General features: G+C 45.6%; 17 protein-coding genes, 2 tRNA genes and 2 rRNA genes. 6 read left to right on the forward strand and 15 right to left on the reverse strand.

Going from position 1 to position 24,103, the window contains the following annotated elements; all coding sequences use genetic code 11:
- The 5 genes from A3IE_RS0117230 to tyrS form a co-directional block, all read right to left on the reverse strand.
- A 23S ribosomal RNA gene (locus tag A3IE_RS0117230) occupies nucleotides 1-1,917 on the reverse strand; the annotation flags it as partial.
- Between the two features lie 332 nt (nucleotides 1,918-2,249).
- Nucleotides 2,250-2,325 (reverse strand) — tRNA-Ala (locus A3IE_RS0117235).
- Nucleotides 2,326-2,333: 8 nt separating this feature from the next.
- Nucleotides 2,334-2,410, reverse strand: a tRNA-Ile gene (locus A3IE_RS0117240).
- 108 nt (nucleotides 2,411-2,518) lie between these two features.
- Nucleotides 2,519-4,012, reverse strand: a 16S ribosomal RNA gene (locus A3IE_RS0117245).
- Nucleotides 4,013-4,417: 405 nt separating this feature from the next.
- Nucleotides 4,418-5,617 (reverse strand): tyrosine--tRNA ligase, encoded by a 1,200-nt coding sequence (gene tyrS / locus A3IE_RS0117250; protein WP_020396876.1) that lies wholly within the window; start codon nucleotides 5,615-5,617, stop codon nucleotides 4,418-4,420.
- Between the two features lie 246 nt (nucleotides 5,618-5,863).
- On the opposite strand from tyrS, the gene A3IE_RS22295 reads away from it, so the two are divergent.
- Nucleotides 5,864-7,510, forward strand: coding sequence for a M23 family metallopeptidase (locus tag A3IE_RS22295; protein WP_020396877.1), 1,647 nt, complete (start codon nucleotides 5,864-5,866; stop codon nucleotides 7,508-7,510).
- Nucleotides 7,511-7,562: 52 nt separating this feature from the next.
- Here the strand turns inward: A3IE_RS22295 and A3IE_RS0117260 are convergent, their stop codons facing one another.
- The 5 genes from A3IE_RS0117260 to A3IE_RS0117280 form a co-directional block, all read right to left on the reverse strand.
- Nucleotides 7,563-8,024, reverse strand: coding sequence for a Fe-S cluster assembly transcription factor (locus A3IE_RS0117260; protein WP_020396878.1), 462 nt, complete (start codon nucleotides 8,022-8,024; stop codon nucleotides 7,563-7,565).
- 241 nt (nucleotides 8,025-8,265) lie between these two features.
- A complete protein-coding gene (gatC, locus tag A3IE_RS0117265) occupies nucleotides 8,266-8,553 on the reverse strand; it encodes an Asp-tRNA(Asn)/Glu-tRNA(Gln) amidotransferase subunit GatC (RefSeq protein WP_020396879.1) in 288 nt (95 codons plus the stop codon).
- 3 nt (nucleotides 8,554-8,556) lie between these two features.
- Nucleotides 8,557-9,987, reverse strand: coding sequence for an Asp-tRNA(Asn)/Glu-tRNA(Gln) amidotransferase subunit GatB (gene gatB, locus A3IE_RS0117270; protein ID WP_020396880.1), 1,431 nt, complete (start codon nucleotides 9,985-9,987; stop codon nucleotides 8,557-8,559).
- A 12-nt stretch (nucleotides 9,988-9,999) separates the two neighbouring features.
- Entirely contained in the window at nucleotides 10,000-11,490 is a 1,491-nt protein-coding gene (gene gatA / locus A3IE_RS0117275) for an Asp-tRNA(Asn)/Glu-tRNA(Gln) amidotransferase subunit GatA (RefSeq protein WP_051062566.1), read from the reverse strand.
- Nucleotides 11,491-11,611: 121 nt separating this feature from the next.
- On the reverse strand, nucleotides 11,612-15,028 hold the full coding sequence (locus tag A3IE_RS0117280; protein WP_020396882.1) for a choice-of-anchor L domain-containing protein: 3,417 nt from the start codon (nucleotides 15,026-15,028) through the stop codon (nucleotides 11,612-11,614).
- Nucleotides 15,029-15,184: 156 nt separating this feature from the next.
- Between A3IE_RS0117280 and A3IE_RS23295 the strand changes: the two genes are divergently transcribed.
- Nucleotides 15,185-15,307 (forward strand): hypothetical protein, encoded by a 123-nt coding sequence (locus A3IE_RS23295; protein ID WP_020396883.1) that lies wholly within the window; start codon nucleotides 15,185-15,187, stop codon nucleotides 15,305-15,307.
- A gap of 21 nt (nucleotides 15,308-15,328) precedes the next feature.
- Nucleotides 15,329-16,441 carry a coiled-coil domain-containing protein gene (locus A3IE_RS0117290; protein ID WP_020396884.1) on the forward strand — a complete coding sequence of 371 codons (1,113 nt, stop codon included), beginning with the start codon at nucleotides 15,329-15,331 and terminating at the stop codon, nucleotides 16,439-16,441.
- 228 nt (nucleotides 16,442-16,669) lie between these two features.
- Here the strand turns inward: A3IE_RS0117290 and mreD are convergent, their stop codons facing one another.
- From mreD to A3IE_RS0117305, 3 genes are all read right to left on the reverse strand, one after another.
- Nucleotides 16,670-17,161: a rod shape-determining protein MreD gene (gene mreD, locus A3IE_RS0117295; RefSeq protein WP_020396885.1), complete on the reverse strand. Its 492-nt coding sequence runs from the start codon at nucleotides 17,159-17,161 to the stop codon at nucleotides 16,670-16,672.
- Nucleotides 17,158-18,315, reverse strand: coding sequence for a rod shape-determining protein MreC (gene mreC, locus A3IE_RS0117300; RefSeq protein WP_020396886.1), 1,158 nt, complete (start codon nucleotides 18,313-18,315; stop codon nucleotides 17,158-17,160). The genes mreD and mreC overlap by 4 nt, the downstream gene beginning before the upstream one ends.
- A 61-nt stretch (nucleotides 18,316-18,376) precedes the next feature.
- The gene (locus A3IE_RS0117305; protein WP_020396887.1) at nucleotides 18,377-19,423 is read right to left on the reverse strand and encodes a rod shape-determining protein; all 1,047 of its coding nucleotides are present in this window, start codon (nucleotides 19,421-19,423) and stop codon (nucleotides 18,377-18,379) included.
- A 255-nt stretch (nucleotides 19,424-19,678) separates the two neighbouring features.
- On the opposite strand from A3IE_RS0117305, the gene hslO reads away from it, so the two are divergent.
- From hslO to A3IE_RS0117325, 3 genes are read left to right on the forward strand one after another with little or no spacing between them, the layout of a single operon-like run.
- A complete protein-coding gene (hslO, locus tag A3IE_RS0117315; RefSeq protein ID WP_020396889.1) occupies nucleotides 19,679-20,575 on the forward strand; it encodes an Hsp33 family molecular chaperone HslO in 897 nt (298 codons plus the stop codon).
- 8 nt (nucleotides 20,576-20,583) lie between these two features.
- Complete coding sequence (locus A3IE_RS0117320; RefSeq protein ID WP_020396890.1) at nucleotides 20,584-21,168, forward strand: NAD(P)H-dependent oxidoreductase; 585 nt, start codon at nucleotides 20,584-20,586, stop codon at nucleotides 21,166-21,168.
- Nucleotides 21,161-21,934 carry an alpha/beta fold hydrolase gene (locus tag A3IE_RS0117325; protein ID WP_020396891.1) on the forward strand — a complete coding sequence of 258 codons (774 nt, stop codon included), beginning with the start codon at nucleotides 21,161-21,163 and terminating at the stop codon, nucleotides 21,932-21,934. Before A3IE_RS0117320 ends, A3IE_RS0117325 begins: the two co-directional genes overlap by 8 nt.
- Here A3IE_RS0117325 and A3IE_RS0117330 read toward each other — a convergent pair.
- Together A3IE_RS0117330 and A3IE_RS0117335 are read right to left on the reverse strand one after the other, a co-directional pair.
- A complete protein-coding gene (locus A3IE_RS0117330; protein WP_020396892.1) occupies nucleotides 21,912-22,760 on the reverse strand; it encodes a ferritin-like domain-containing protein in 849 nt (282 codons plus the stop codon). The two genes, A3IE_RS0117325 and A3IE_RS0117330, sit on opposite strands and share 23 nt — an antisense overlap.
- Nucleotides 22,760-24,019: a glycerate kinase type-2 family protein gene (locus tag A3IE_RS0117335; protein ID WP_020396893.1), complete on the reverse strand. Its 1,260-nt coding sequence runs from the start codon at nucleotides 24,017-24,019 to the stop codon at nucleotides 22,760-22,762. The genes A3IE_RS0117330 and A3IE_RS0117335 overlap by 1 nt, the downstream gene beginning before the upstream one ends.
- Nucleotides 24,020-24,103 lie beyond the last annotated feature (84 nt).

A 24,103-nucleotide genomic window follows, 5' to 3' on the forward strand; every position in this document is an offset into this window, starting at 1 on the left:
CCATTCGTGCAGGTCGGAACTTACCCGACAAGGAATTTCGCTACCTTAGGACCGTTATAGTTACGGCCGCCGTTTACCGGGGCTTCGATCAAGAGCTTCGCTTGCGCTGACCCCATCAATTAACCTTCCGGCACCGGGCAGGCGTCACACCCTATACGTCCACTTTCGTGTTTGCAGAGTGCTGTGTTTTTGATAAACAGTTGCAGCGGCCTGGTCTCTGCGGCCTCCATGGGCTTTAACACCCTCAGAGGCGTACCTTCTCCCGAAGTTACGGTACCATTTTGCCTAGTTCCTTCATCCGAGTTCTCTCAAGCGCCTTGGAATTCTCATCCAGCCCACCTGTGTCGGTTTGGAGTACGGGTAATTTATACCTGAAGCTTAGAGGCTTTTCTTGGAAGCATAGCATCAACCACTCGAAGTCCGTAGACTCCTCGCCATCACGCCTCAGCATTAAGATCCCGGATTTGCCTAAGATCTCTGCCTAAACGCTTAGATACACACCAACTGTGTTCTGGCCTAGCTTTCTCCGTCCCCCCATCGCAGTATAAATTAGTACAGGAATATTAACCTGTTTCCCATCGACTACGCATTTCTGCCTCGCCTTAGGGGCCGACTAACCCTGCGCCGATTAACGTTGCGCAGGAATCCTTGGGCTTTCGGCGGACGGGTTTTTCACCCGTCTTGTCGTTACTTATGTCAGCATTCGCACTTCTGATACCTCCAGCAAACTTCCCAGTTCACCTTCACAGGCGTACAGAACGCTCCTCTACCACTTGCACTTGCGTGCAAATCCATAGCTTCGGTATATGGCTTAAGCCCCGTTGAATCTTCCGCGCAGGCCGACTCGACCAGTGAGCTATTACGCTTTCTTTAAAAGATGGCTGCTTCTAAGCCAACTTCCTGGCTGTCTATGCCTTCCCACATCGTTTCCCACTGAGCCATAATTTGGGGACCTTAGCTGATGGTCTGGGTTGTTTCCCTTTTCACGACGGACGTTAGCACCCGCCGTGTGTCTCCCGTGCTCGCACTTCTTGGTATTCGGAGTTTGCAATGGGTTGGTAAGGCGGTCAAGCCCCCCTAGCCATAACAGTGCTCTACCCCCAAGAGTGATACACGAGGCGCTACCTAAATAGCTTTCGAGGAGAACCAGCTATCTCCGAGCTTGATTAGCCTTTCACTCCTATCCACAACTCATCCCCGACTTTTTCAACAGGCGTGGGTTCGGTCCTCCAGTACCTGTTACGGCACCTTCAACCTGGTCATGGATAGATCGCCCGGTTTCGGGTCTACACCCAGCGACTGAACGCCCTGTTCAGACTCGCTTTCGCTACGCCTCCCCTATCGGTTAAGCTTGCCACTGAATGTAAGTCGCTGACCCATTATACAAAAGGTACGCAGTCACCCCGAAGGGCTCCCACTGCTTGTACGTACACGGTTTCAGGTTCTATTTCACTCCGCTCGCCGCGGTTCTTTTCGCCTTTCCCTCACGGTACTGGTTCACTATCGGTCAGTCAGTAGTATTTAGCCTTGGAGGATGGTCCCCCCATCTTCAAACAGGATTTCACGTGTCCCGCCCTACTTAATATGTCCACTACCCAATTTCGCATACGGGGCTATCACCCACTATGGCCAGCTTTTCCAAACTGCTTTGCTATCAAGTAATGATTCGGCTGTTCCCCGTTCGCTCGCCACTACTAAGGGAATATCGGTTGATTTCTTTTCCTATAGGTACTTAGATGTTTCAGTTCCCTACGTTCGCCTCCCTTGCGGGATACTCCTTGCGGAGTGGGTTTCCCCATTCGGACATCTTCGGATCAATGCTAGTTTACAAACTCCCCGAAGCTTTTCGCATGTTACAACGTCCTTCATCGCCTCTGACTGCCAAGGCATCCACCGTGTACGCTTAGTCGCTTGATTCTATAACCCTTAGCGGTCTATTAGTCCTTTTGCGTCGATGAGAAGAGTGAGACTGTTATTACTAACAGACTATTTCTTGGCTATTCATCGAGCCTAATAGTCCAGGTTATAGCACAACTATAACTTGTAACGATCATCTTGAGATTGTTGATTACTCAATAATCTCGCCTTGTTACTTTTCCAGTTTGTTAAAAAACAAGAATCTCTCGGGATTCTTTTTGACACGAAGTCAGGTCAATCAACTAAATCACTAGCGCTTACCTCTCATAAGGCAGCCAAAGTATAATTTAATGGATTCACCAGATGCCGCGTTTGATACTATTCAACTTAGGTGGTGGAGCCAGACGGGATCGAACCGACGACCTCCTGCGTGCAAGGCAGGCGCTCTCCCAGCTGAGCTATGGCCCCATGAAAGATGGTGGGTCTGGGTGGACTTGAACCACCGACCCCACGCTTATCAAGCGTGTGCTCTAACCAACTGAGCTACAGACCCGCAGTCTCGCTTACAGGTCTACCTACTTCCTTATAGACCCAAGTTGAATTTCTTAGCCAAACAGTTACTTGTGTGGGTGCTCGCAAACTGGTTTCGGACTCATCTCTTAAAGGAGGTGATCCAGCCGCAGGTTCCCCTACGGCTACCTTGTTACGACTTCACCCCAGTCATGAATCACTCCGTGGTAAACGCCCTCCTTTCGGTTAAGCTATCTACTTCTGGAGCAACCCACTCCCATGGTGTGACGGGCGGTGTGTACAAGGCCCGGGAACGTATTCACCGCGACATGCTGATTCGCGATTACTAGCGATTCCGACTTCATGGAGTCGAGTTGCAGACTCCAATCCGGACTACGATTGGTTTTTTGGGATTTGCTCCACCTCGCGGTCTTGCGTCCCTCTGTGCCAACCATTGTAGCACGTGTGTAGCCCAGCCCATAAGGGCCATGATGACTTGACGTCATCCCCACCTTCCTCCGGTTTGTCACCGGCAGTCTCCCTAGAGTTCCCACCATTACGTGCTGGCAACTAGGGATAGGGGTTGCGCTCGTTGCGGGACTTAACCCAACATCTCACGACACGAGCTGACGACAGCCGTGCAGCACCTGTGTTCGAGTTCCTTGCGGCACTCCCATATCTCTACGGGATTCTCGACATGTCAAGGGCTGGTAAGGTTCTTCGCGTTGCATCGAATTAAACCACATGCTCCACCGCTTGTGCGGGCCCCCGTCAATTCCTTTGAGTTTTAGTCTTGCGACCGTACTCCCCAGGCGGTCAACTTAATGCGTTAGCTGCACCACCGACTCCTTAGTTGGAGCCGACGGCTAGTTGACATCGTTTACGGCGTGGACTACCAGGGTATCTAATCCTGTTTGCTACCCACGCTTTCGCACCTGAGCGTCAATCTTGGTCCAGGGAGTCGCCTTCGCCACTGATGTTCCTTCCGATCTCTATGCATTTCACCGCTACACCGGAAATTCCACTCCCCTCTCCCAGATTCTAGCCTCCCAGTATCAGATGCAGTTCCCAGGTTGAGCCCGGGGCTTTCACATCTGACTTAAAAGGCCGCCTACGTGCGCTTTACGCCCAGTAATTCCGATTAACGCTTGCACCCTCCGTATTACCGCGGCTGCTGGCACGGAGTTAGCCGGTGCTTCTTCTGTTGGTAACGTCATTATCTTCCCAACTGAAAGTGCTTTACAACCCGCAGGCCTTCTTCACACACGCGGTATTGCTGGATCAGGGTTTCCCCCATTGTCCAATATTCCCGACTGCTGCCTCCCGTAGGAGTCCGGGCCGTGTCTCAGTCCCGACGTGGCTGATCATCCTCTCAGACCAGCTACTGATCGTCGGCTTGGTAGGCCTTTACCCCACCAACTACCTAATCAGACGCGGGCTCATCTTATAGCGAATTGCTCCTTTCCCCCTTAGGGCGTATGCGGTATTAGTCCAAGTTTCCCTGGCTTATCCCCCACTACAAGGTAGATTCCCACGCGTTACTCACTCGTCCGCCACTCGTCAGCTTAACCTGTTACCGTTCGACTTGCATGTCTTAAGCATACCGCCAGCGTTCAATCTGAGCCAGGATCAAACTCTCCAATTCAATCTCGTTGACACTTACGTGTCGAATTCTTTAAATTGGAAGCATTGATCTTGAGCTATATTACTTAATCTATTACGTAATTGAGCTTTTTGAGTCACTTGCTTCCTTTATGGTCATCCACTCAGTCTGCAAGCACCCACACAAGTATTTGTCTGGCTATCTTGTTAAAGTTCGCCTAGCGCTTCAGGCTAGGAAGGAGGCGTATTCTAGTTCGCTTCTTTTAATCTGTCAAGCTTTTTTCAAACTATTTTCAGATCACTGTCTGCTTTACTAGAGCTGCTTAATCTTGAAATACTTAGTAACTTATTGTTTCTTAAGTCATTTCAACGTTCAGTGCCCCTCAAGAAGTTGCGCATTATACAGACCTCCCAACCATCGTCAACTATTCCGCGAAAAAATTTTAAATTATTTTACAGTGACCCGTGCGAACTTACGTTTACCAACTTGGAATACAGCGATAGTTCCTTTAGAAATCAATAAGCTACGATCTTCCAGCTTTTCACCATCCATTTTTACACCACCCTGCCCCATCATGCGAAAAGCTTCTGAGGTGCTTTCTACCAATCCAGCGGCCTTCAATAAATTACCAATCGGGAAGCCGCCAGCAGGTGACTCTAACGCCATCTCCGGCAAATCATCTGGCAAAGCACCTTTCTGGAAACGTGCAATAAAATCGTCTTGTGCTAACTGCGCGGCGGCTTTGCTGTGAAAACGCGTAATGATTTCATCAGCCAACAAGAACTTCACATTGCGCGGATTCTCACCCTCCGCTACTGATTTGCGCAAAGTTTGAATGTCAGAGATCTTTTTGAAGCTCAATAGATCATAGTAGCGCCACATCAGCTCATCAGACACCGACATGATCTTACCGAACATTTCCGTAGGCGAATCTGTAATACCAATATAGTTGCCTAAGGATTTGGACATTTTATTCACACCATCCAAACCTTCTAATAGGGGTAAGGTGATCACAACTTGTGATGGCTGACCATAGTGCTTTTGTAATTCGCGCCCGACTAATAAGTTGAACGTTTGATCCGTTCCACCCATTTCTATATCAGAACGTAGTGCTACCGAATCATAGCCTTGCACTAAGGGATAGAGAAACTCATGAATCGCAATCGACTGTCCTGCTTTATAACGCTTATTAAAGTCATCGCGCTCTAACATCCGTGCAACCGTTTGCTTCGCGGCCAGTTGGATCATTTCTGAGGATGACATCTTACTCATCCATGTTGAATTGAAGGCCACTTCAGTTTTTTCAGGGTCTAGAATTTTGAAAACTTGGCTTTGATAGGTTTTAGCATTCTCAACCACTTGTTCTTCAGTCAGTGGCGGGCGAGTGGCTGATTTACCCGTGGGGTCACCAATTCGTCCGGTAAAATCACCAATCAAGAAAATAATATGATGACCGAAGTCTTGGAACTGGCGCATCTTATTGATAATAACGGTGTGACCTAAGTGCAAGTCCGGCGCAGTAGGATCAAAGCCAACTTTAACGCGCAATGGACGCCCTAGTTTTAGTTTTTCTACCAACTCCGTACGGAGTAAAATTTCGGCAGTTCCGCGCTCTAGTTCACTTAAAATCTCTAAATCCTGTTGCATCGAACATGTTCCAATGATTGACAATAAAAAAGAATTCCCCTAAAAAGCGCGATTAGCTTATCACGAAAACTTAGCGAGGCTAATCATCGTGATACCCAAGAACAGGTTTAGCAAGAGTTATCGGTAGCCATTCGGTTCATACGTTGAGCACTTAATTCAATAGCGTGGCTATTGAACGACAAACGTGGCATCTAGTCATTCGGGGGATGTGCACAGGGCTGATATCGAAACTATGGAGTTACAACATTGCCACACAGTAGTAAGAAACCCTTACGACAAACGGCACCGACACGAAGTTGGAATCAAGCTGTCGAGCGCTATAACTTGCCGCATGGGGGGATTGAAATCATTATCGAGGGTCGACATTCGTCGAAACTAGATACCATAAATGCCATTACTGATTCATCCGTTACTGAACAACAAAAAGCTAAAAGCTCGCCGCTACCGTTAACAGCGCCTAAGAAACACCAGCCACCCCACCAACCCGCCAAATTTACTGACTATCCAGAAGAATCAGAGCCGCGTAAACGTAGACCTTTTTATTATCTGGCAACACGTTCCGCCATGGTAGTAGGTTTATTGCTCGCGATCGGAAATATTCCGGTTTACTCCAAAATTTCGTCGGATGCGGATAATCCAAGTCTGCCCGATATTGCGAGTTTGGCAGCAAAAGATGCCTTACAAAATGACCAGCTTATTGAATTAGATTTACCTGAAACAGCAGAGGAAACATTTTCTGGCTACGAAGGTGGTGTATTACCCGCTGCCGATGCAGGTAAATGGTCACTTTATACGGCGCAAACCGGTGACACCATCAATGATGCGTTTAAGGCATTGAAAATTAGTACTAATTTTGCTGAGCTGACTGACGATCCTGATATTCATAAAACCTTGTCTTATTTACGAACTGACAGTAAGTTGTTGGTGCAAATGGATCAGGGCAAGGTTCAGCAAATTATTTACTCGCCTAGTAAGTACACTACTTATCTCGTTTCCTTACAAAATGGCGTTTATCTTGGCAAACCGGCGAATGACTTGTTTGATCAGCAAACCAGCCAAGTGAGCTTTACGATTAATAAACCTTTTGCCTTAGCTGCCAAAGAGGCGGGCGTACCCAATAATATTAGTCGCCAAGTCAGTTTTATTTTCAAAGATGATATTAATTTCCGGCAAATTGCCTTAGGTGATCGTGTCAGTCTTATTTTTGAAAGTTTTTATTATCAAGGTGAACTCATATTCGCTAATCAGGTGTTGGCCGCTGAGTTTGAACATCGGGGTACCATTCACCAACGCGTTCGTTTCGCATTGGCGGATGATAAAAAAATGCGTTACTTACGCCCCGATGAGGATTTGGAGCTTAAACAAGTTGCTTTTAATCGTTATCCTGTAAAAACCGGCCGCTTATCCTCCAATTTTGGTTTCCGTGTGCATCCTATTTTTGGCTATCGTCGTATGCACGCAGGCGCTGACTTTGCAGCCCCTTATGGTACGCCGATTTATGCTACGGGTGACGGCAAGATTGCTAGCCTAGGGCGTCGAAGTGGTTATGGTAAGACCATTGAAATTGACCATGGGGACGGCATCAAAACCCTGTACGGGCATATGTCTGATTACAACAGTAACCTAGCCCAAGGCGATACCGTAAAACGGGGTGATCTGATTGGTTTTGTCGGCTCAACAGGCTCATCCACAGGTAATCATGTGCATTACGAATTTCATGTTGCTGGTTCACCCGAAGACCCTTTAACCGTTGCTTTGCCAACAAAAGGTTTATTAGAACCTAGAGAACTCAAAGCGTTTCAGAGTTATGTACTTGATTTAACAAGCCAACTCAATCGTTTGCGCAAAACAGCTGCAACACAGCGCATTCAATATTCAGACATTGGTGGCTAAACCTACAAGCTGGCTTTTTAGTAAGGCCAGCTTCATTACCCTATTTCCTTAACTAACGCGCCAAAGATAAAAACTCAATGCGTTTTTTTTGGCGTAGCGCTGTTTCCCGTACTTCAGCACGCTCCGTCATATCCGCCAAGGTAATTTCTGATAAAAATAAGCGAATTTGATTACTCAAATCAGTCCACAAATCATGGGTTAAGCAGCGTTGATTATTCTGACAATCACCTAAGCCACCACAACGCGTCGCATCGACATGCTCATCCACTGCCGCAATAATATCGGAGATCGCAATTTTCTTCGGATCCCCATTTAGCTGATAGCCACCACCGGGACCACGCATACTGACCACTAAACCGGCCTTGCGCAATTTCGAGAATAGTTGCTCCAGATAAGACAAAGAAATGTCTTGGCGTTCGGATATTTCAGCCAGTGATACTGGCTCGTCGCCGGTATGTAATGCTAAATCTAACATAGCAGTGACCGCATACCGGCCCTTTGTTGTGAGTTTCATCAGGCTTATCCTCTTTTTACGGCTAATTGCATCCTAGCAATTTCCTACGATTTTAGTCAATTATCGCATTGTATTATAAGTCAATGGCAAAGCTATAAAAAGATTCCGCACAAGCATCAGAAACAAACTTGACAAGTGCCAGAAGGACAACTGAGATTGATAGATTTCTGATATAAAAACGCTGGAAAAACAAGAGCATTACGGCTAACCACATGATTAGCCGTGTTGATTTGGAATGAATTTATTCAATTACCTTAGGCACTAAATACAGACCCTCTTCTACTTCGGGCGCAATGGTTTGGTATTTATCACGCTGATTAGTTTCTGTAACCACATCCTCACGTAGGCGCTGTACACTATCCAGCGGATTAGACAGCGGTTCGACACCCTTGGTATCAATCGCACTGAGTTGCTCCATCATGCCTAGAATGCTATTCAGTTTAGTGCTGTACTCGTCTAGGCGTTCCTCAGGAATCCCTAAGCGCGCTAAACCTGCTACTTTTTTAACTTCATCTACACTAATCGACATGAGCTAGCCCTCGAGTTTCTGCTTGAGAATTTCATTCACTGTGGCAGGATTAAACTTACCTTTAGAAGCACGCATCGCTTGTCCCACAAAAAAGGCCATGAGTTTATCCTTACCTGCACGGAATTCGGCGACCTGTGACGGGTTAGCTTCCAAGATTTGATCAATCATGGCTTCAATCGCACCCGTATCATTCACTTGTTTCAAGCCCTTTTGCTCAATGATCTGATCGACTGAGCCTTCTTCATTCCACAATGCATCTAATACGTCTTTGGCAGCAGACGCGGAAATCGTACCGTCCTTAATACGTTTGAGCAGTTCTCCTAAGGTATTCGCAGCAACCTTAGACTGCGCGATCTCAACCCCCTGACGATTTAATAAGGCACTTAGCCCACCTGTCACCCAGTTAGCAGCCAGCTTGGCATCACCTAACTGTTGCTGTACGGCTTCAAAGTAGTCGGCAACTTCACGGCTCGCGGTTAAGCTTTCTACATCATTAGCACTCAAGCCCAATTCACGGATAAAACGCTGTTTCTTCGCTTCAGGCAATTCGGGCAATTCAGCAAGCGCTCGCTCAATATCAGCGCTCGTAATGTCTACTGGCAATAAATCAGGATCAGGGAAATAGCGGTAATCATTGGCATCTTCTTTACCACGCATCGAACGGGTTTCATCCTTATCAGGATCATAGAGGCGCGTTTCTTGTACCACCTTTTTACCCGACTCAATTAAGGTGATTTGCCGTTCGACCTCGTGATTAATCGCTTTTTCAATGAAACGGAAAGAGTTCAAGTTCTTAATTTCTGCACGTGTCCCAAACGGTTCACCTTTTTTACGCACTGACACGTTAGCATCACAGCGGAATGAGCCTTCCTGCATATTGCCATCACTAATGCCTAAATAGCGCACCAAAGTATGTAGCTTCTTCAAATAAGCCACCGCTTCTTTAGCCGAACGCATATCAGGTTCTGAAACGATTTCTAGTAAAGGCGTACCCGCACGATTTAAATCGATACCCGATTGACCGTGAAAATCTTCATGCAAAGACTTACCAGCATCCTCTTCTAAATGCGCGCGCGTAATACCAATGCGTTTGGTTTCACTGTTGTCTAATTCAATATCCAAATGCCCTTGTGCCACCACAGGCAAATCTAATTGACTAATTTGATAGCCCTTCGGTAAATCAGGATAGAAATAGTTTTTACGTGCAAACACAGATTTCGGCGCAATCTTGGCATTAATAGCTAGGCCAAAACGTATGGCTAATTCGACTGCACGCTTATTCAAAACTGGTAGCGAACCAGGCATACCCAAATCAACAAGGCTAGCTTGTGTGTTTGGCTCAGCGCCAAAGTTGGTCGATGAACCTGAAAAAATCTTACTGTGGGTGGAGAGTTGTGTATGAACTTCCAACCCAATAACAGTTTCCCATTCCATGATCACTCTCCTTTAAGCAAATTTTGCTGGCACACGTAAATGCCAATCCGTAGTTTGTTGATAACGATGGGCAATGTTCAACATACGTGCTTCTTGGAAGTAATTACCAATTAATTGCATACCCACAGGTAACTGATGCTCGTCAAAACCGATCGGAAAACTCATACCAGGCAGACCTGCTAAGCTCGTGGGAATGGTATATAAATCCGCTAAATACATAGCCACCTGATCATCGACTTTCTCACCAATTTTGAAAGCAGTGGTGGGTGCAGCAGGTCCCATAATCACATCGACTTGTTTAAAGGCTTCCACAAAGTCTTGTTTAATCAAGCGACGTACTTGTTGGGCTTTTAAATAGTAAGCATCGTAATAGCCAGCTGATAAGGCATAAGTTCCCACCATAATGCGGCGTTTAACTTCCTCACCAAAACCCTCCCAACGGCTGCGCTCGTATAAATCACGCAAGTCTTTTGGATTATCACAACGATGCCCAAAGCGCACACCATCAAAGCGCGATAAGTTAGAAGAAGCTTCAGCAGGGGCAATAATGTAATAAACAGGTACTGCCATGTGTGAGTTGGGTAAGTCAATCTCTTTAATAATAGCACCTAAGGCTTCAAATTCTTTTACGCCCCGTTCAATCACTGTTGCTACATCAGGGTCTAAACCGGCGGCAAAAAACTGTTTGGGCAAACCAATTTTCAAACCCTCAATCGAGTTGTTTAAACTCGCGGTGTAATCGCCTACAGGCTCTTGGGCGGAGGTTGAATCACGCTCGTCAAAGCCCGCAATTACATTTAACGCAATGGCACAATCTTCCGCCGATACTGCCATAGGTCCAGCCTGATCCAAGCTAGAAGCAAAGGCAATCATGCCAAAACGTGAAACGCGCCCATAGGTCGGTTTAATCCCTGTAATGCCACAAAACGATGCAGGTTGACGAATTGATCCCCCTGTATCCGTACCCAATACAAAAGGTGCTAAACGTGCCGCCACTGCTGCTGCTCCACCACCTGAACTACCCCCTGGCACATATTCGGTATTCCAAGGATTGCGCACTACGCCATAAGCCGAGTTTTCATTGGACGAACCCATCGCGAATTCATCCATATTGTTTTTACCTAATAACACGGCACCCGCTTGTTTAAGTTTAGTGGTTACATGTGCATCATAGGGTGCAACAAAATTATGCAGCATCTTCGAACCGCAACTGGTTAATACGCCATCAGTACAGAATAAATCCTTAAGGGCATAGGGCACACCAGCCAAGGTATGGGTCAATTCACCTTTACGAATCTGATTATCAATCTGTTGGGCTTGCGTGCGTGCCCCATCGGCTAATACGGTGATGAAACTGTTTAATAGCGGGTTGAATTTTTCAATACGTGCTAACCACGCATCGGTAATCTCCATGACAGAAAAACGTCCCGCCTGAAGACCATCAGACAAATCTTTCAATGAAAGCTGTGTCAATGAAGTTATTTGAGAATGAGGATGAGACATGAGTGCTCCATTTTCAGGGCTATTCTTATAATGAATATGCCCGCAGTCAGGGCGGGCATCTCCAGAACCAATGCAGTGAGTTTACTATAGTTACGCAAATACGTTACGGCAACTTCACCCTTTATTTATAGGCTGGCATCTTACCATTCAAGATATAGCTGGTTGTAGCCTCAGTATTTTCGGAGTAAGACATAATGTAAAGCGCAATGAGATTGGCATCATTATTCGGCCCTGCGGACAAACTAACCCCATCCATATTCACATCAGTCGCATAATAACCGCGCATCACATAGGAAGTATTGGCGCCTTCATTACTAGGTAACATTAGCACTGCACCTTGCACAATAGCGATGTCGCTTGTTGTACTATCTGCTGCGGTCACGCTATTACTATTATTGACATCACCGCCACGCATTAATGCCTTACCTTTATACACCATACGTGCATTAACGCCGCCATAGGTAGCGACTGTAGGATTGGTAAAATCGATACTAGCCACTTCAGTCTCAGAAAGCGTTATCGGCTCAGCACTCATCACACCTAGATGATTGCGATGCGCCAAGGCCACATAGTATTTACCGGGCTTGACATTGTTTAGCACAATTTCTAATGCTCCGGTAGCAGCATCAATCATAACGCCATCCCGCTGTAGCACGGCAGCTCTCATCGCAATGCGTTTAGTGGGATCAGTCGCATCACGCAATTCGACCAACACCCAATCCACTATCGCACTGTTATCATTGCGGTTATAAAGTGCATCCACGAGTACCTCCGTTCCTTTATACAAGAACGGGCGATAGATCGTCGCTGAACTGGTAAAACCGCTGGATTGTTGAATCGTTGCATAAGGTTGTTTACGCGGTAAGTAATTCGAGCGGCGCAAATGATCATTCATTAACCCGCCTACATAATCGTAAGGCCCTTGCAACAACGCCTTTACTTTGATCTTCACAAAAGAGCTGGACTCAGTATCCAAATAATCTGGAATACCATCGTAATCGCTATCCAAAGCATCCGCAGGATCACCATCCCCATTAGCATCGGGTTGCTCATCTTTGGTAAGAATGCCATCTCCATCATCATCGGTATCCAGATAATCTGGCTTAGCATTTGAATTGCTATCTTGCGGCATGGCTGAAGTTGCACCTACTTCAAACTTAGTCCATACCGTATCATTATCATCATCCTTATCCAGATAGTTCGCTTTGCCATCACCATCGGTATCGCGTGGACTAGCGGGCGTTGAACCTATTTCAGTCAAAGATAAAACACCATCATTATCATCATCATTATCGAGGGCATTGATTTTGCCATCCTGATCAGTATCAATGGGCTTACTCGTATCAGCACCAACTTCTATCCCATCGTTAATACTATCACCATCCGTATCGGGATTATTCGGATCAGTACCGATCAAAGCCTCCGCAGCATTAGTTAAGCCGTCGCCATCCGAATCACCCAACGCAGCATCTTGATCATTTTTATCTAAATAATCAGGCACATCGTCACCATCGGAATCCTTAGCTTTAGCCGGATCAGAGCCCCACTCATTCACAGTGAGTTTGCCATCACCATCATCATCGGTATCTAAATAATCTTTTTTACCATCCGCATCGGTATCGCGTGCATCAGCGGGATCACCATCGCCATTCACATCTGGCATTTCATAACGCGTGGGCACGCTATCATTATCATCATCACTATCCAGATAATTCTTTTTTCCATCAGCATCAGAATCAATTGGATTGTTAACATCAGTGCCCAACTCGTAGCGGGTTAAGATGGAGTCGCCATCATCATCCGTATCTAGAATATCAATCTTACCATCGGCATCGGTATCGCGTGGTGTAGCCACATTAGAGCCAAGCTCTATCCCATCCATAACTCCATCACCATCCGTATCGGGATTATTGGGATTAGAACCTATGGCTAACTCATCATTATCCTTGATTCCATCGCCATCTAAATCTTCGGCTACATCAGTGATTTGCACATTTAAGATTTGCTGCGCACAAGCTTGGTAGCTATCGCAAACTTTGACATTCACCTCATAAAGATTATCTTTATTTAAATCGAGGGGATTTTCAAAATCAGGGGGCAGTTTAAAAATAACTTTACCTTGGGCATCTATATTAAATAGGTTGGCATCCGCACCTCCTGCGAAACTCCACACTAAACCACTACCCTCTATCTCACCTTCGACATCACTGGCCTGATAATCTTGAATCACTGTAGCAGTATTTTCAGCAACATTAATTTTCTGGCTTGCCGCTCCCGCTGCATTCGTAATTACGGGTGCAGAATTACTTACCACCGTACTTAAACTCAATAAAGCGGTATCGTTTTCACTCGGCTTAATCAAATGATTAAAGGGTGTAGAGTTCGGATCTTCATTAAACGAATAAATAACTTCCGCCGGGACTTGATAATTAGCCGCACCACCTACTTTTGCCGTGAGGGTTAGGGTGCGTGAACTATTTGCCGCAATATCCCCCACTAACCAAATACCGGTGTTCACATCAAAAGAAGAACCTGCATCGCTGCTCAAAATGGTCATACCCTCAGGGACTTCAACACCAACACGCACCAAACGCGTCGCCAAGCCCGATAGGTTATTTAAGGTATAAACTAATTTGACATTACTATTTTGTTGGGGCTTACTCGGTAAGGCTACACCTTTCAGCTCTAAGTCAACCAAGGTAGACGCTGTACTGGTAAGCCATTTAAAAAAGGCAGCCGAGTCATAGGCTTGATCGCCCGCATCTGCTAACGCCAATTTAACATGATAACGCTGTGACGCTTGCAGGCCTTTTAAGGTAGCGGTGATCGGTTTAGTAAAGCCATCTAATTGGGTACCCCCATTCCCAGTCCCATTGCCGTTATCGGTAAAATAAGCATTATTGTTTAGTTTACAAGCCGTGCCATCTTTTAAGATGCCTGCCGTGCCTGAATTCACATTATTAACTGCAATCGCATCTTGGCTATTTGGCAAATAGGCAGCATTTTGTGTTGTAGTAAAACCTGGGCCAGAAACAAATAAGCCGAATACGTCATTATATTTACTACACACATATTCTGGAAATTCTTCAGAGCCAAAGACTAATAGGAAGTTGACGCGGTCACCTTCGGGAATTAAATCGAGCTCAATAATGACGGGATCATAAATCGCACTACTGGAGAGTTTAACTAAATCGGCATCGGCATAAGTGACGTTTGTATTGACAGTGAATTCTTTATTATTATTTGGCCCCAAAATACTGTTCGAATTGCCTGTGGTCATATACAGACCGCTCGCAATACCCAAGACTGGTGCACTACCCACCAAATCCATACCGCCATTAAATAAACCGAACTGACCACTCACACCTTTAGTGATCTTAACATTTTCTAATTTTAATCCGGGCCCTTCTAAAGCAGCTCGTAAATTTTCAGCAGATAAGGAGGAGTTGAGTACTAAAGCAGCCTGAACAGACGAGTAGCCCAGTAATAAGGCAACCGTGAGCAATACACGTGCGCCCCTACTTGTACGGTGAGCCATAAATTTTACCTATTTTTATTATACAAGCCCCGATCTTAGAACTGAGATCGCTCTAATAATTTGCCATAATTTGGCACGTTATTTCATAAGATTAACTTATTAGAAACTATCCGACAAGCTAAGCCTTCTAAGCGGCATAAAGGCAAAATCCAGCCGATGATTAACTCCCTCATTTATGGCGATTTATTACGGCAGTGGCTCAGCTTAGGTTCAGATAATTCCGTTTATGGTGCAATTAATGTGGCGAAAAATCATCAAGCTCTACTGGGTCTCATATAAAAATTCGCGATAAGGTATAACATGTTTAACTTGACGGATGTTCTTATTATTTCATTGGCACTCGGCGCTGCCCTCACTGCCGTTTTACTACTGCGTCCGCAAAGTCGCGAACCTTTAGACACGAAACGCATTTACAAATTACGTTTGGATGCGGAGGCGAATCAACAGCGCATGGGAAAAATTCTCGAAACAATGGAAGGTAGCGCTAAAGATGCCAGCCAAGTTACAGAAAAGTTACGCGAACAACTAGCCAAAACCCAAGAGGACTCCAAAATAGTGGCTGCGAAAGCGCAGATCACGGATAAAACCTTGGAGCAAGCGCAACAAACCGAACAAAGTTTGCGCCAAAAAACCTTCAAGTTAAGCTCTCAACTGCAAGAAATTAACAGTACTTGGGATAATAAGCTCAGCCAAACTGTCGAAACTGTACAAACGGTGCAGCATAAACTTGAATTAGGTATTGCTAATGCGGATGCGAATTTAAACCGCCTGCATGAGCAAGAGAAGATGGCACAAGAATTTACTCAACGCTTACTGAACTATCAAAAAAATCACTTATCTACCCAACAAGAAAATTTACGCGTTGCGGAGGATATGACCAGCAAACTGGAAGCTCTGTTGAAAGATGCGGGTGGCACTTTACAGACGATGCAGCAACAACGCCAAAATTCTGATGAATTATTCCAACAGTTTTGTAGCGTATTGGAAAATATGCAACAACAGGTGCAAAATCAGTTTACCCAAGTCGCTGAAAAGTTGGATAATGCTCAACGCGAGGCTGATCAGCGTTTAGAGGAAATTCGTGTCGGTGCAGATACCTTTCAAAAACGTGAGCAGGATGCCATTGCCATGGCAGAACAAATTCAACAGCAATTTAAAGCGGTTGATGCACTAAAAGTAGATCGTTTAATTCACACCGTCGAACTGACCGATGAAATGTGCGTTGATTTACAATCCGGTCTTGAAAACGCGCATAAACTGTTGAAATTATTAGAAAGCAAAACACAGCAAGTGATTAATGAAGTTGAACATGCTGAAGATACACAGCAGTTGAAACAACTAAATCGTGAAAAGCCACTGGGTGTTGCGCAAAATAGTCAGAGTAATTTATTAGCCTTTCAAGCCTACCGATAAAAGAAGGCCATCCATGGCGTCCCGAAGGTAGCTTTCCCTGCTGTTAGTTCTTCCAAACTAAATAACATAACCCTACTTCCTTCCTTAGTAGGGTTACGCCAAAAAGTGTAGTCGTTTTAATCGATTTCGCCAGAAAAATTATGCTTAATTTATGCTGAATCCGATAAAGGGCAAGAAACGCTGAAAGTGCACTGGTCAAGCAGGCACTTTATCAGTAAGAATAAGCAGTTAGATCATTTTACGCTGAGTCGAGAAATAACTACCCAGCAAAGAATGGTAAATAGGCCATAGTAATAGCCCTGTAATCAATGGCGCCCAATAGGTCATTCCTCCGACACCCGTCCCCATCCGCCCCCGAATCCACATATTCATCAGCATATAAATGCCAATGACAATAAATACGAGCGCAAACTGCTGAAGAAAGGCTTCTGCAGACATGCGTAAACTTAACCGCACTGCAATATAGGAAACTAAAACATAACCGAGTGCATGTTGCCCTAGCAAGGAATGCGTCATGACATCCGCTAATAACCCAATAAAAAAGATCAAAATTAAATTAACTTTTTGGCGCATGACAACCGCCCAATGGATCAAGGTCAATACCATCCAATCAGGATGCCAGACAGACCACCAGCCAGTAATCGGCAGGCTATTTAGCGCTAATGCTAACAGTAAGCTTAGTAAAACAGCTCCGGCAAAGCGTGGTGAATGCGAATTCATTGTGCGCTCCGCGTAGGTTTAGGTGGCTTAGACGGTGTTTTTGAGTTAGGTGTATGAGCCTGTTTTTGAGTGGGCGTGGCCACTGGAGCCAGTGCTGCGGGTGTGACGGCTGGATTAGGCGCCGTTGTAGCAGGTGCAGGTGTTGTGCTGCCCGCTACTGCATTAGATGTAGGCGTAAGCGCAGGAGTACTGGTAGCGGCACCAAACAGACTAGGGGTCAAATCCCCACTAGGTACACCCGAAACCGTCGTGGCCTCTGGTGGGATAATAGTAGGTGCAGCAATAGAATCATCTTTCCACATCAGTAAAACTTCGCGGGTATTGTCAAAATTAATAAAAGGCTTGGCCAAAATATTAGCAAATTGATCACCCGGCTCATACTTCACACCATTTGGAATAACCTTAGCCACCGGAAAATCAGGAGGAAAAAGCATATCTAGACCAGAACTTACGAAGACATCGCCCTCTTTTACATCACTACTTGGAATAATGCTTTTTAATTCTAGTTGATCAGTTTTGCCTGTCCCGCTGGCTAAGGCACGCATCCCTGTACGTTGATTACGCACAGGAATAGCATGTTGACGATCGGTTAATTGCATGACTCGCGAGCTAATCGGTGTCACATCAATCACTTGCCCGAAAATATTACCATCTTCAGCTAAAACGACCTGCTTCTCATAAACACCATCACGCGAACCTTTATTTAAAGTCACAATTTGACGTCCGCGTTCACTGGAAGTAGCCAAAATTTCAGCCATCGTAAAAGTATAACCGGGGCGTTGTGGCGCTTTGAGCAATTGGCGTAAACGCGCGTTTTGCTGCTCAATAATTTGCATATCGCGATTTTTGACTGAATAAATTTGTAATTGCTCTTCTAGGTGACGATTTTCGCTCGCTAATTGCGTTTGATTCGTAAAATAATGCGTGACATTCGTATAAATATCAAACGGTGCATCTACGATGAGCTGTAAAGGATACCCTGTTAAAGATAATGCTGTACGCACAGGCCGAGTTAATGAGGGATTTCGATAATCCACTGCCATTAAAGACAAAGCTGCTATCACTAAAGCAATGAACTGAAATGAAAATCCAGGCGTAGCATGATAGTTATAATCGTTAATAATAATAGTAGTCTCAGCTCCCTGTCTAAACATGAGACTAGGCGCTCACTAGCGGACTACTGAGCGCCTCTCGTCCAAATTAGTGCTTTGTAGGTTAGTCCAGTGATAAGAAAGCATCCCCTTCTGTTTCCAATAACTCGAGAATCTTCCCGCCGCCACGGGCTACACAAGTCAAGGGATCATCTGCAATAACGACTGGAATGCCCGTTTCTTCCATCAATAGACGGTCGATGTCACGCAAAAGTGCACCACCACCTGTCAATACAATACCGCGATCAGCTACGTCTGCACCCAATTCCGGCGGTGTTTGCTCTAAGGCGGTCTTGACCGCACTGACAATACCGAATAGCGGCTCTTGCAAAGCCTCCAGAATTTCATTACTGGTCAAGGTAAAGGCACGCGGAACACCTTCGGATAAATTACGCCCTTTAATTTCAATTTCCAGTAGTTCTTTACCCGGATAGGCTGAACCAATTTCGCATTTAATGCGCTCAGCTGTCGCCTCACCGATTAACATGCCATAGTTACGACGCACATAACTAATAATCGCTTCATCTAATCTATCGCCGCCAATACGCACTGAGGCTGAATAGACCAAACCACGCAGTGACATAATCGCAACTTCTGAAGTACCACCACCAATGTCCAGCACCATAGAGCCTACGGCTTCATCAACGGGAATACCCGCACCAATCGCAGCCGCCATCGGTTCTTCAATCAGATAAACTTTACGCGCCCCCGCTCCTAAGGCTGAGTCTTTAATCGCACGGCGCTCCACTTGCGTTGCACCGCAAGGGACACAGATCACCACGCGTGGACTTGGGCGTAAGATACGGCCGGAATCGACTTTACGAATAAAATGCTGGAGCATTTTCTCGGTATACATAAAGTCTGCAATAACCCCATCTTTCATAGGGCGAATGGCGGTAATCTTCTCGGGGGTACGCCCCAACATTTTTTTCGCCTCAACCCCAACAGCCTCAATAGATTTAGGACCACCCGGGCCCCGATCTTGGCGAATGGCAACGACCGACGGCTCGTCTAATACAATCCCTTTGCCACGCATATAAATGAGGGTGTTTGCAGTACCCAAATCGATGGAAATATCATTAGAAAACAAACCAGAGAGGGCTTTGAACATCGTATATCAGTCCGCCAAAAAGCTTTAAATTAGTATGATGATGAGACCGCAGAACATAGTCTGTGATGGTCTTTAATTTTATTACAGGCTCAACAAATAACAGTAAACTCATGATTTATCGAATGTAACAATCATGAAGATTGGGAGCAAGCCAACTTGTATGGTAAGTTCTATTTTTTGCGCCCCAGCCAGTATCGCGGCGGCGATTTTAACACACACTGCTATGAAAGGTAGTGCTGAAAGGCATTATATTAAATGATTCAAGATATTTTACGACGCTTTTTATTAGAAAGTGCCCATGTACGCGGTGAATGGGTGCATTTAGATACCAGTTGGCAACAAATGTTACAACGTGCGGACTATCCCCCAACAGTAAGAGCTGTTTTGGGCGAGGCACTTACTGCGATTGTTTTATTATCAGCAACCGTAAAACACCAAGGTTCTATTATTTTACAAATTCAAGGCGAAGGCCCGATTCATTTATTGGTAGTGCAAGCCACTCCGAATGGCCAATTGCGCGGTTTAGCACGTTGGAAAACTGAGCCCCAAGGCAGTTCACTACCAGCACTGTTTGGTGATGAAGCACGCATGGTGATTACGATGGAAGCGGCGGGTAAGAGTGAGCGCTATCAAGGTATGATCGCTTTGGAAGGTGAAAGTTTAACGCAAGCGTTAGAACAATATTTCCAACAATCTGAACAATTACCTACTCGCCTTTGGCTTACGACAGGCGAACAAAGTTGTGCAGGTGTGTTGATTCAACGTCTACCGCAAGCTAGTAACGCTACTTCTTTTGATCCTGAGCAGCAAGGTGAAGATTGGAATCGGGTTTCGATGCTGCTGGATACTCTGACGCATGAAGAACTGCAAAGCTTAGAACCTGAAGCGTTGATTTATCGCTTATTTCATGAAGAATCCCCGCGAATTTTTGAGGCGAAATCAATTCGTTTCCAATGCAGTTGCAGCCAAGAACGGGTTGATACTATGTTACGCTCCTTGGGTGAAGCCGAAGCAAAGTCGATACTGGAAGAGCAAGGTCAAATTGAAGTCACTTGTGAATTTTGCAATGCGCGCTATCAGCTTGATAAAGTCGATGTGGCTCGTTTATTTACCGCTGGTGTTGTTGAACCAGCAACTCATACTCTGCATTAGGAAATAACATGCGCGTTCTGCTGGTTTATGCTCACCCTTATCCGAATAGCTTTAATAACGCCATGTTGCAAGCCTGCGAACGCGGCTTGAAAACATCTGGTCATGAGGTTCGCATAAAAGATTTGTATCAAGAAAATTTTGATCCTGTACTGCGCGCCGAGCATTTGGCTGAATTACAGCGCGGCGTCATTCCAGAAAAAATTGCACACGAGCAAGAAGCGTTGCTCTGGGCGGATGGTATTGTATTTGTTTATCCATTGTGGTGGTTTGATCGCCCTGCAATTCTCAAAGGTTGGTTCGATCATGTGCTCACCAATGGCACAGCGTTTGAATATTCACCTGAAGGCGTTAAAGGTCTGCTACCGATTAAACGCGCTTTAGTCTTAATTACCGCTGGCGGCGACGAAGAATATTTCCGTAAAACCGATGCGGAACATTTAATTTATCGTCCAGTAACCGATGGCACTTTAGCATTCTGTGGCATCAAACATATTAAGCACCGCATTTATTATAATGTCCCTAGTTTGAGCGATGAACAACGCCAAACTATTTTGCAAGAAATTGAAGACTTAGGCAGGCACTTCGATGCTTAACTATCGTATCTATGGCGATTTTTCGTGTGATCGCACACCGCTAGTGGTGTTGCATGGCTTGCTTGGCTCCTTGGATAATTGGCATACCTTCGCAACCCGTCAGCAAGAAAAACGCCCTATTGTTGCCATCGATTTGCGCAATCATGGTGAGTCACCGCACGTACTTGATATGAACTATCACTTGATGATGGCAGATGTGTTGGAAGTGGCTGAGCATCTGAACATGTCCCAGTTTGATTTAATGGGACATTCCATGGGCGGTAAAGTAGCGATGAATTTAGCGCTGCATCATCCCGCACGACTAGATCATTTAATCGTGGTGGATATTGCGCCTGTGCAATCGTCCGCAACCCACCATGACTTACTGCAAGCCATGCTGGCCATGCAGCTGGATACTTTCACTTCGCGCCGTGAGGCAGATCAGGCGTTAGCGCCAACCGTTAAACAGCCTTTCGAACGTGCATTTTTGCTGAAAAACCTTAAGCGTACTGAGGAAGGCACGTTTGAGTGGCAATGTTATTTGAGTGAAATTGCCAAGAACTACCCTAATCTCACTGCCTTCCCCGACGAAGGCTTGACTTACCAAGATAAAGCTTTATTTATTGGCGGCGCCCAATCAGACTATTTAAGCCCTGAACGCTGGGCAGTCGCACAACAAATGTTCCCTAAAGCCCAGTTGATTATGATTCCAGAAGCTGGGCATTTGCCGCATGTGCAAACACCGGAAATCTTTACACAGCATGTTATGCAGCACTTGGGCGCGTAATCTCTTCGACCCAGTTTTCTTCCAAAAGGCGCAATTGCTCTAGCTCTTGCGCACTAAACCCTGCTTGCAAGCGCCCTTCGTTATACAAAGGACCACGCACTGGCGCATGTAATACTTCACACAATAATTTACGGAAAGTGGCCTCAGGCTCTAAACCACGTTCATGACAACAATAGTGAAACCAGTAGGAACCAATGCGTACATGGCCAATTTCATCTTTCAGAATAATTTCTAATACATCAATAGTTTTTTGGTCGTGCTCCTGCTTAAGACGCGCAATCATACTGGGCGTTACATCCAAACCACGCGCTTCCAACACGCGCGGCACTAAAGCCATACGCACCATCACATCATAATCAGTACGGCGCGCCTGCTCCCAAAGACCATTATGTGCAGGCATTTCGCCATATTCAGCACCCAACTCGCGCATCCGTTCACGAACTAAGTCAAAGTGATAGGCTTCTTCAGCCGCTACCTGCAACCAATCGGCATAATAGTGCTCGGGCATATCACGAAATCGATAGGCTGCATCCAACGCCAAATTAATCGCATTAAATTCAATATGCGCTACGGCATGAAGTAAGGCAGCACGCCCCGCAGGGGTATTCAATTTGCGCTGCTTCACCTGTTTTGGCAACACTAACTCGGGTTTAGCAGGTCGCCCCGGCATATCAATAGCAAGAGCTCGAGTGGAACTAACGCGCTCTAATTGACCCGATTGATAAGCTTTTTGCAATGCCAATGCCGCTTGTAATTTCCGATCAACATCACATTGCATTAAACACTTATAAACTGTTTGGTAAAAATCTTGTTTTTCCGCGCCCATCACACCTTCAATCCCATCACTACATCCATCACATTCGTGCCAGTTGGTCCTGTTTCAATCAAGCAATCATTCAACTCCAAAATGGACGTTGCATCCGCACGACGCAAAGCATCCTGAGCCATTAGCGCATTATAAAGCCCTTGAGGATGCTCAGGCAGGCTCCCATCCACGATAGCACCGGCATAAGGCGTATTACCATCCGTACCATCAGTCCCAGCTGCCAACAACATCAAACCATCACCCTCCTCCATCGCTAAGGCAGCGGCAAGCGCAAAATGTTGATTTCGACCACCTCGCCCAGCCTTTTCGGGTAATTGTACGACCGTTTCACCACCCCATAAGGTAATACCTGGTTCACCCTGCTCCAATTGTTCAACACAAACTTGAGCGCACTCTATCGCATCACCTTGCAAAACATCCTCACTAATTCGTACCACAAACCCTAAGTTACGCGCTTTTGCAGCCATCGCTTGTAAAGCTAATGCATTACTCGCCACGATGTGCCACTGAAAATCATGGGGAGTTTGTAATGGGTTAAATGCTGGCAAAATATTTTTCCACGCTGGTGGAAGGCGATCGGGCACTTTATCTTCATGGGGAGGAAATAGTAGCCCCGAGCCGATCACGCTAGGATCATCACCTACTACATCCGAAATCATTAAGCAATTAACCGATCTGACTCCCAAATACTGCCATAACTTTCCACCCTTGATTTTGGAAATCCGTTGACGAATCGCATTCATTTCCTGAATCGTATAAGCATTCGCGAGTAAATACTGTGTGAGCCCCTGCAATTGCTCCAATGACCAATCATCTTCCAACACCTCACACAAACTGGAAGCACCACCCGACACTAAAAACAAAAGTGGCTCATGGTTAGGCAAGCGCTTTAAATGCTCTAACAAAATACTGCCCGCTTGTAATGAAGATGCCGAGGGCACTGGATGATCGGCCTCAATAGCTTTGACGCGTGGGTTAGCCAGTAGCTCTGTTGAGAAATGACCAAATTTGCTAATTAACAAGGCACTTTTTACACCTTTTTCAAGGTAATTTTTTGCGCCCTGATACATCGATTCAGCCGCTTTGCCAATCGCAATCAGGTGGCAATCCACTTGGGGCAAATCTTGTTTCATCAAAGCCTGATAAACGGCGTGATGCCCTTTGACCACCTCCAAGCCTGCCTCATAAATCACAAGCAAATTTTGCCGATAAGCTGTGCTCACCATGGAATCACTACCTGCCTCATAACGTTTATCCATCCTAATTTGCCATCAATCTTAAAGCTTTTAACATAAATTAATTTATGCGCCATCATTGATTCTGAATGGGTAGGTTCGTCAACT

The organism is Thiolinea disciformis DSM 14473 (assembly GCF_000371925.1).
Lineage (GTDB): Bacteria > Pseudomonadota > Gammaproteobacteria > Thiotrichales > Thiotrichaceae > Thiolinea > Thiolinea disciformis.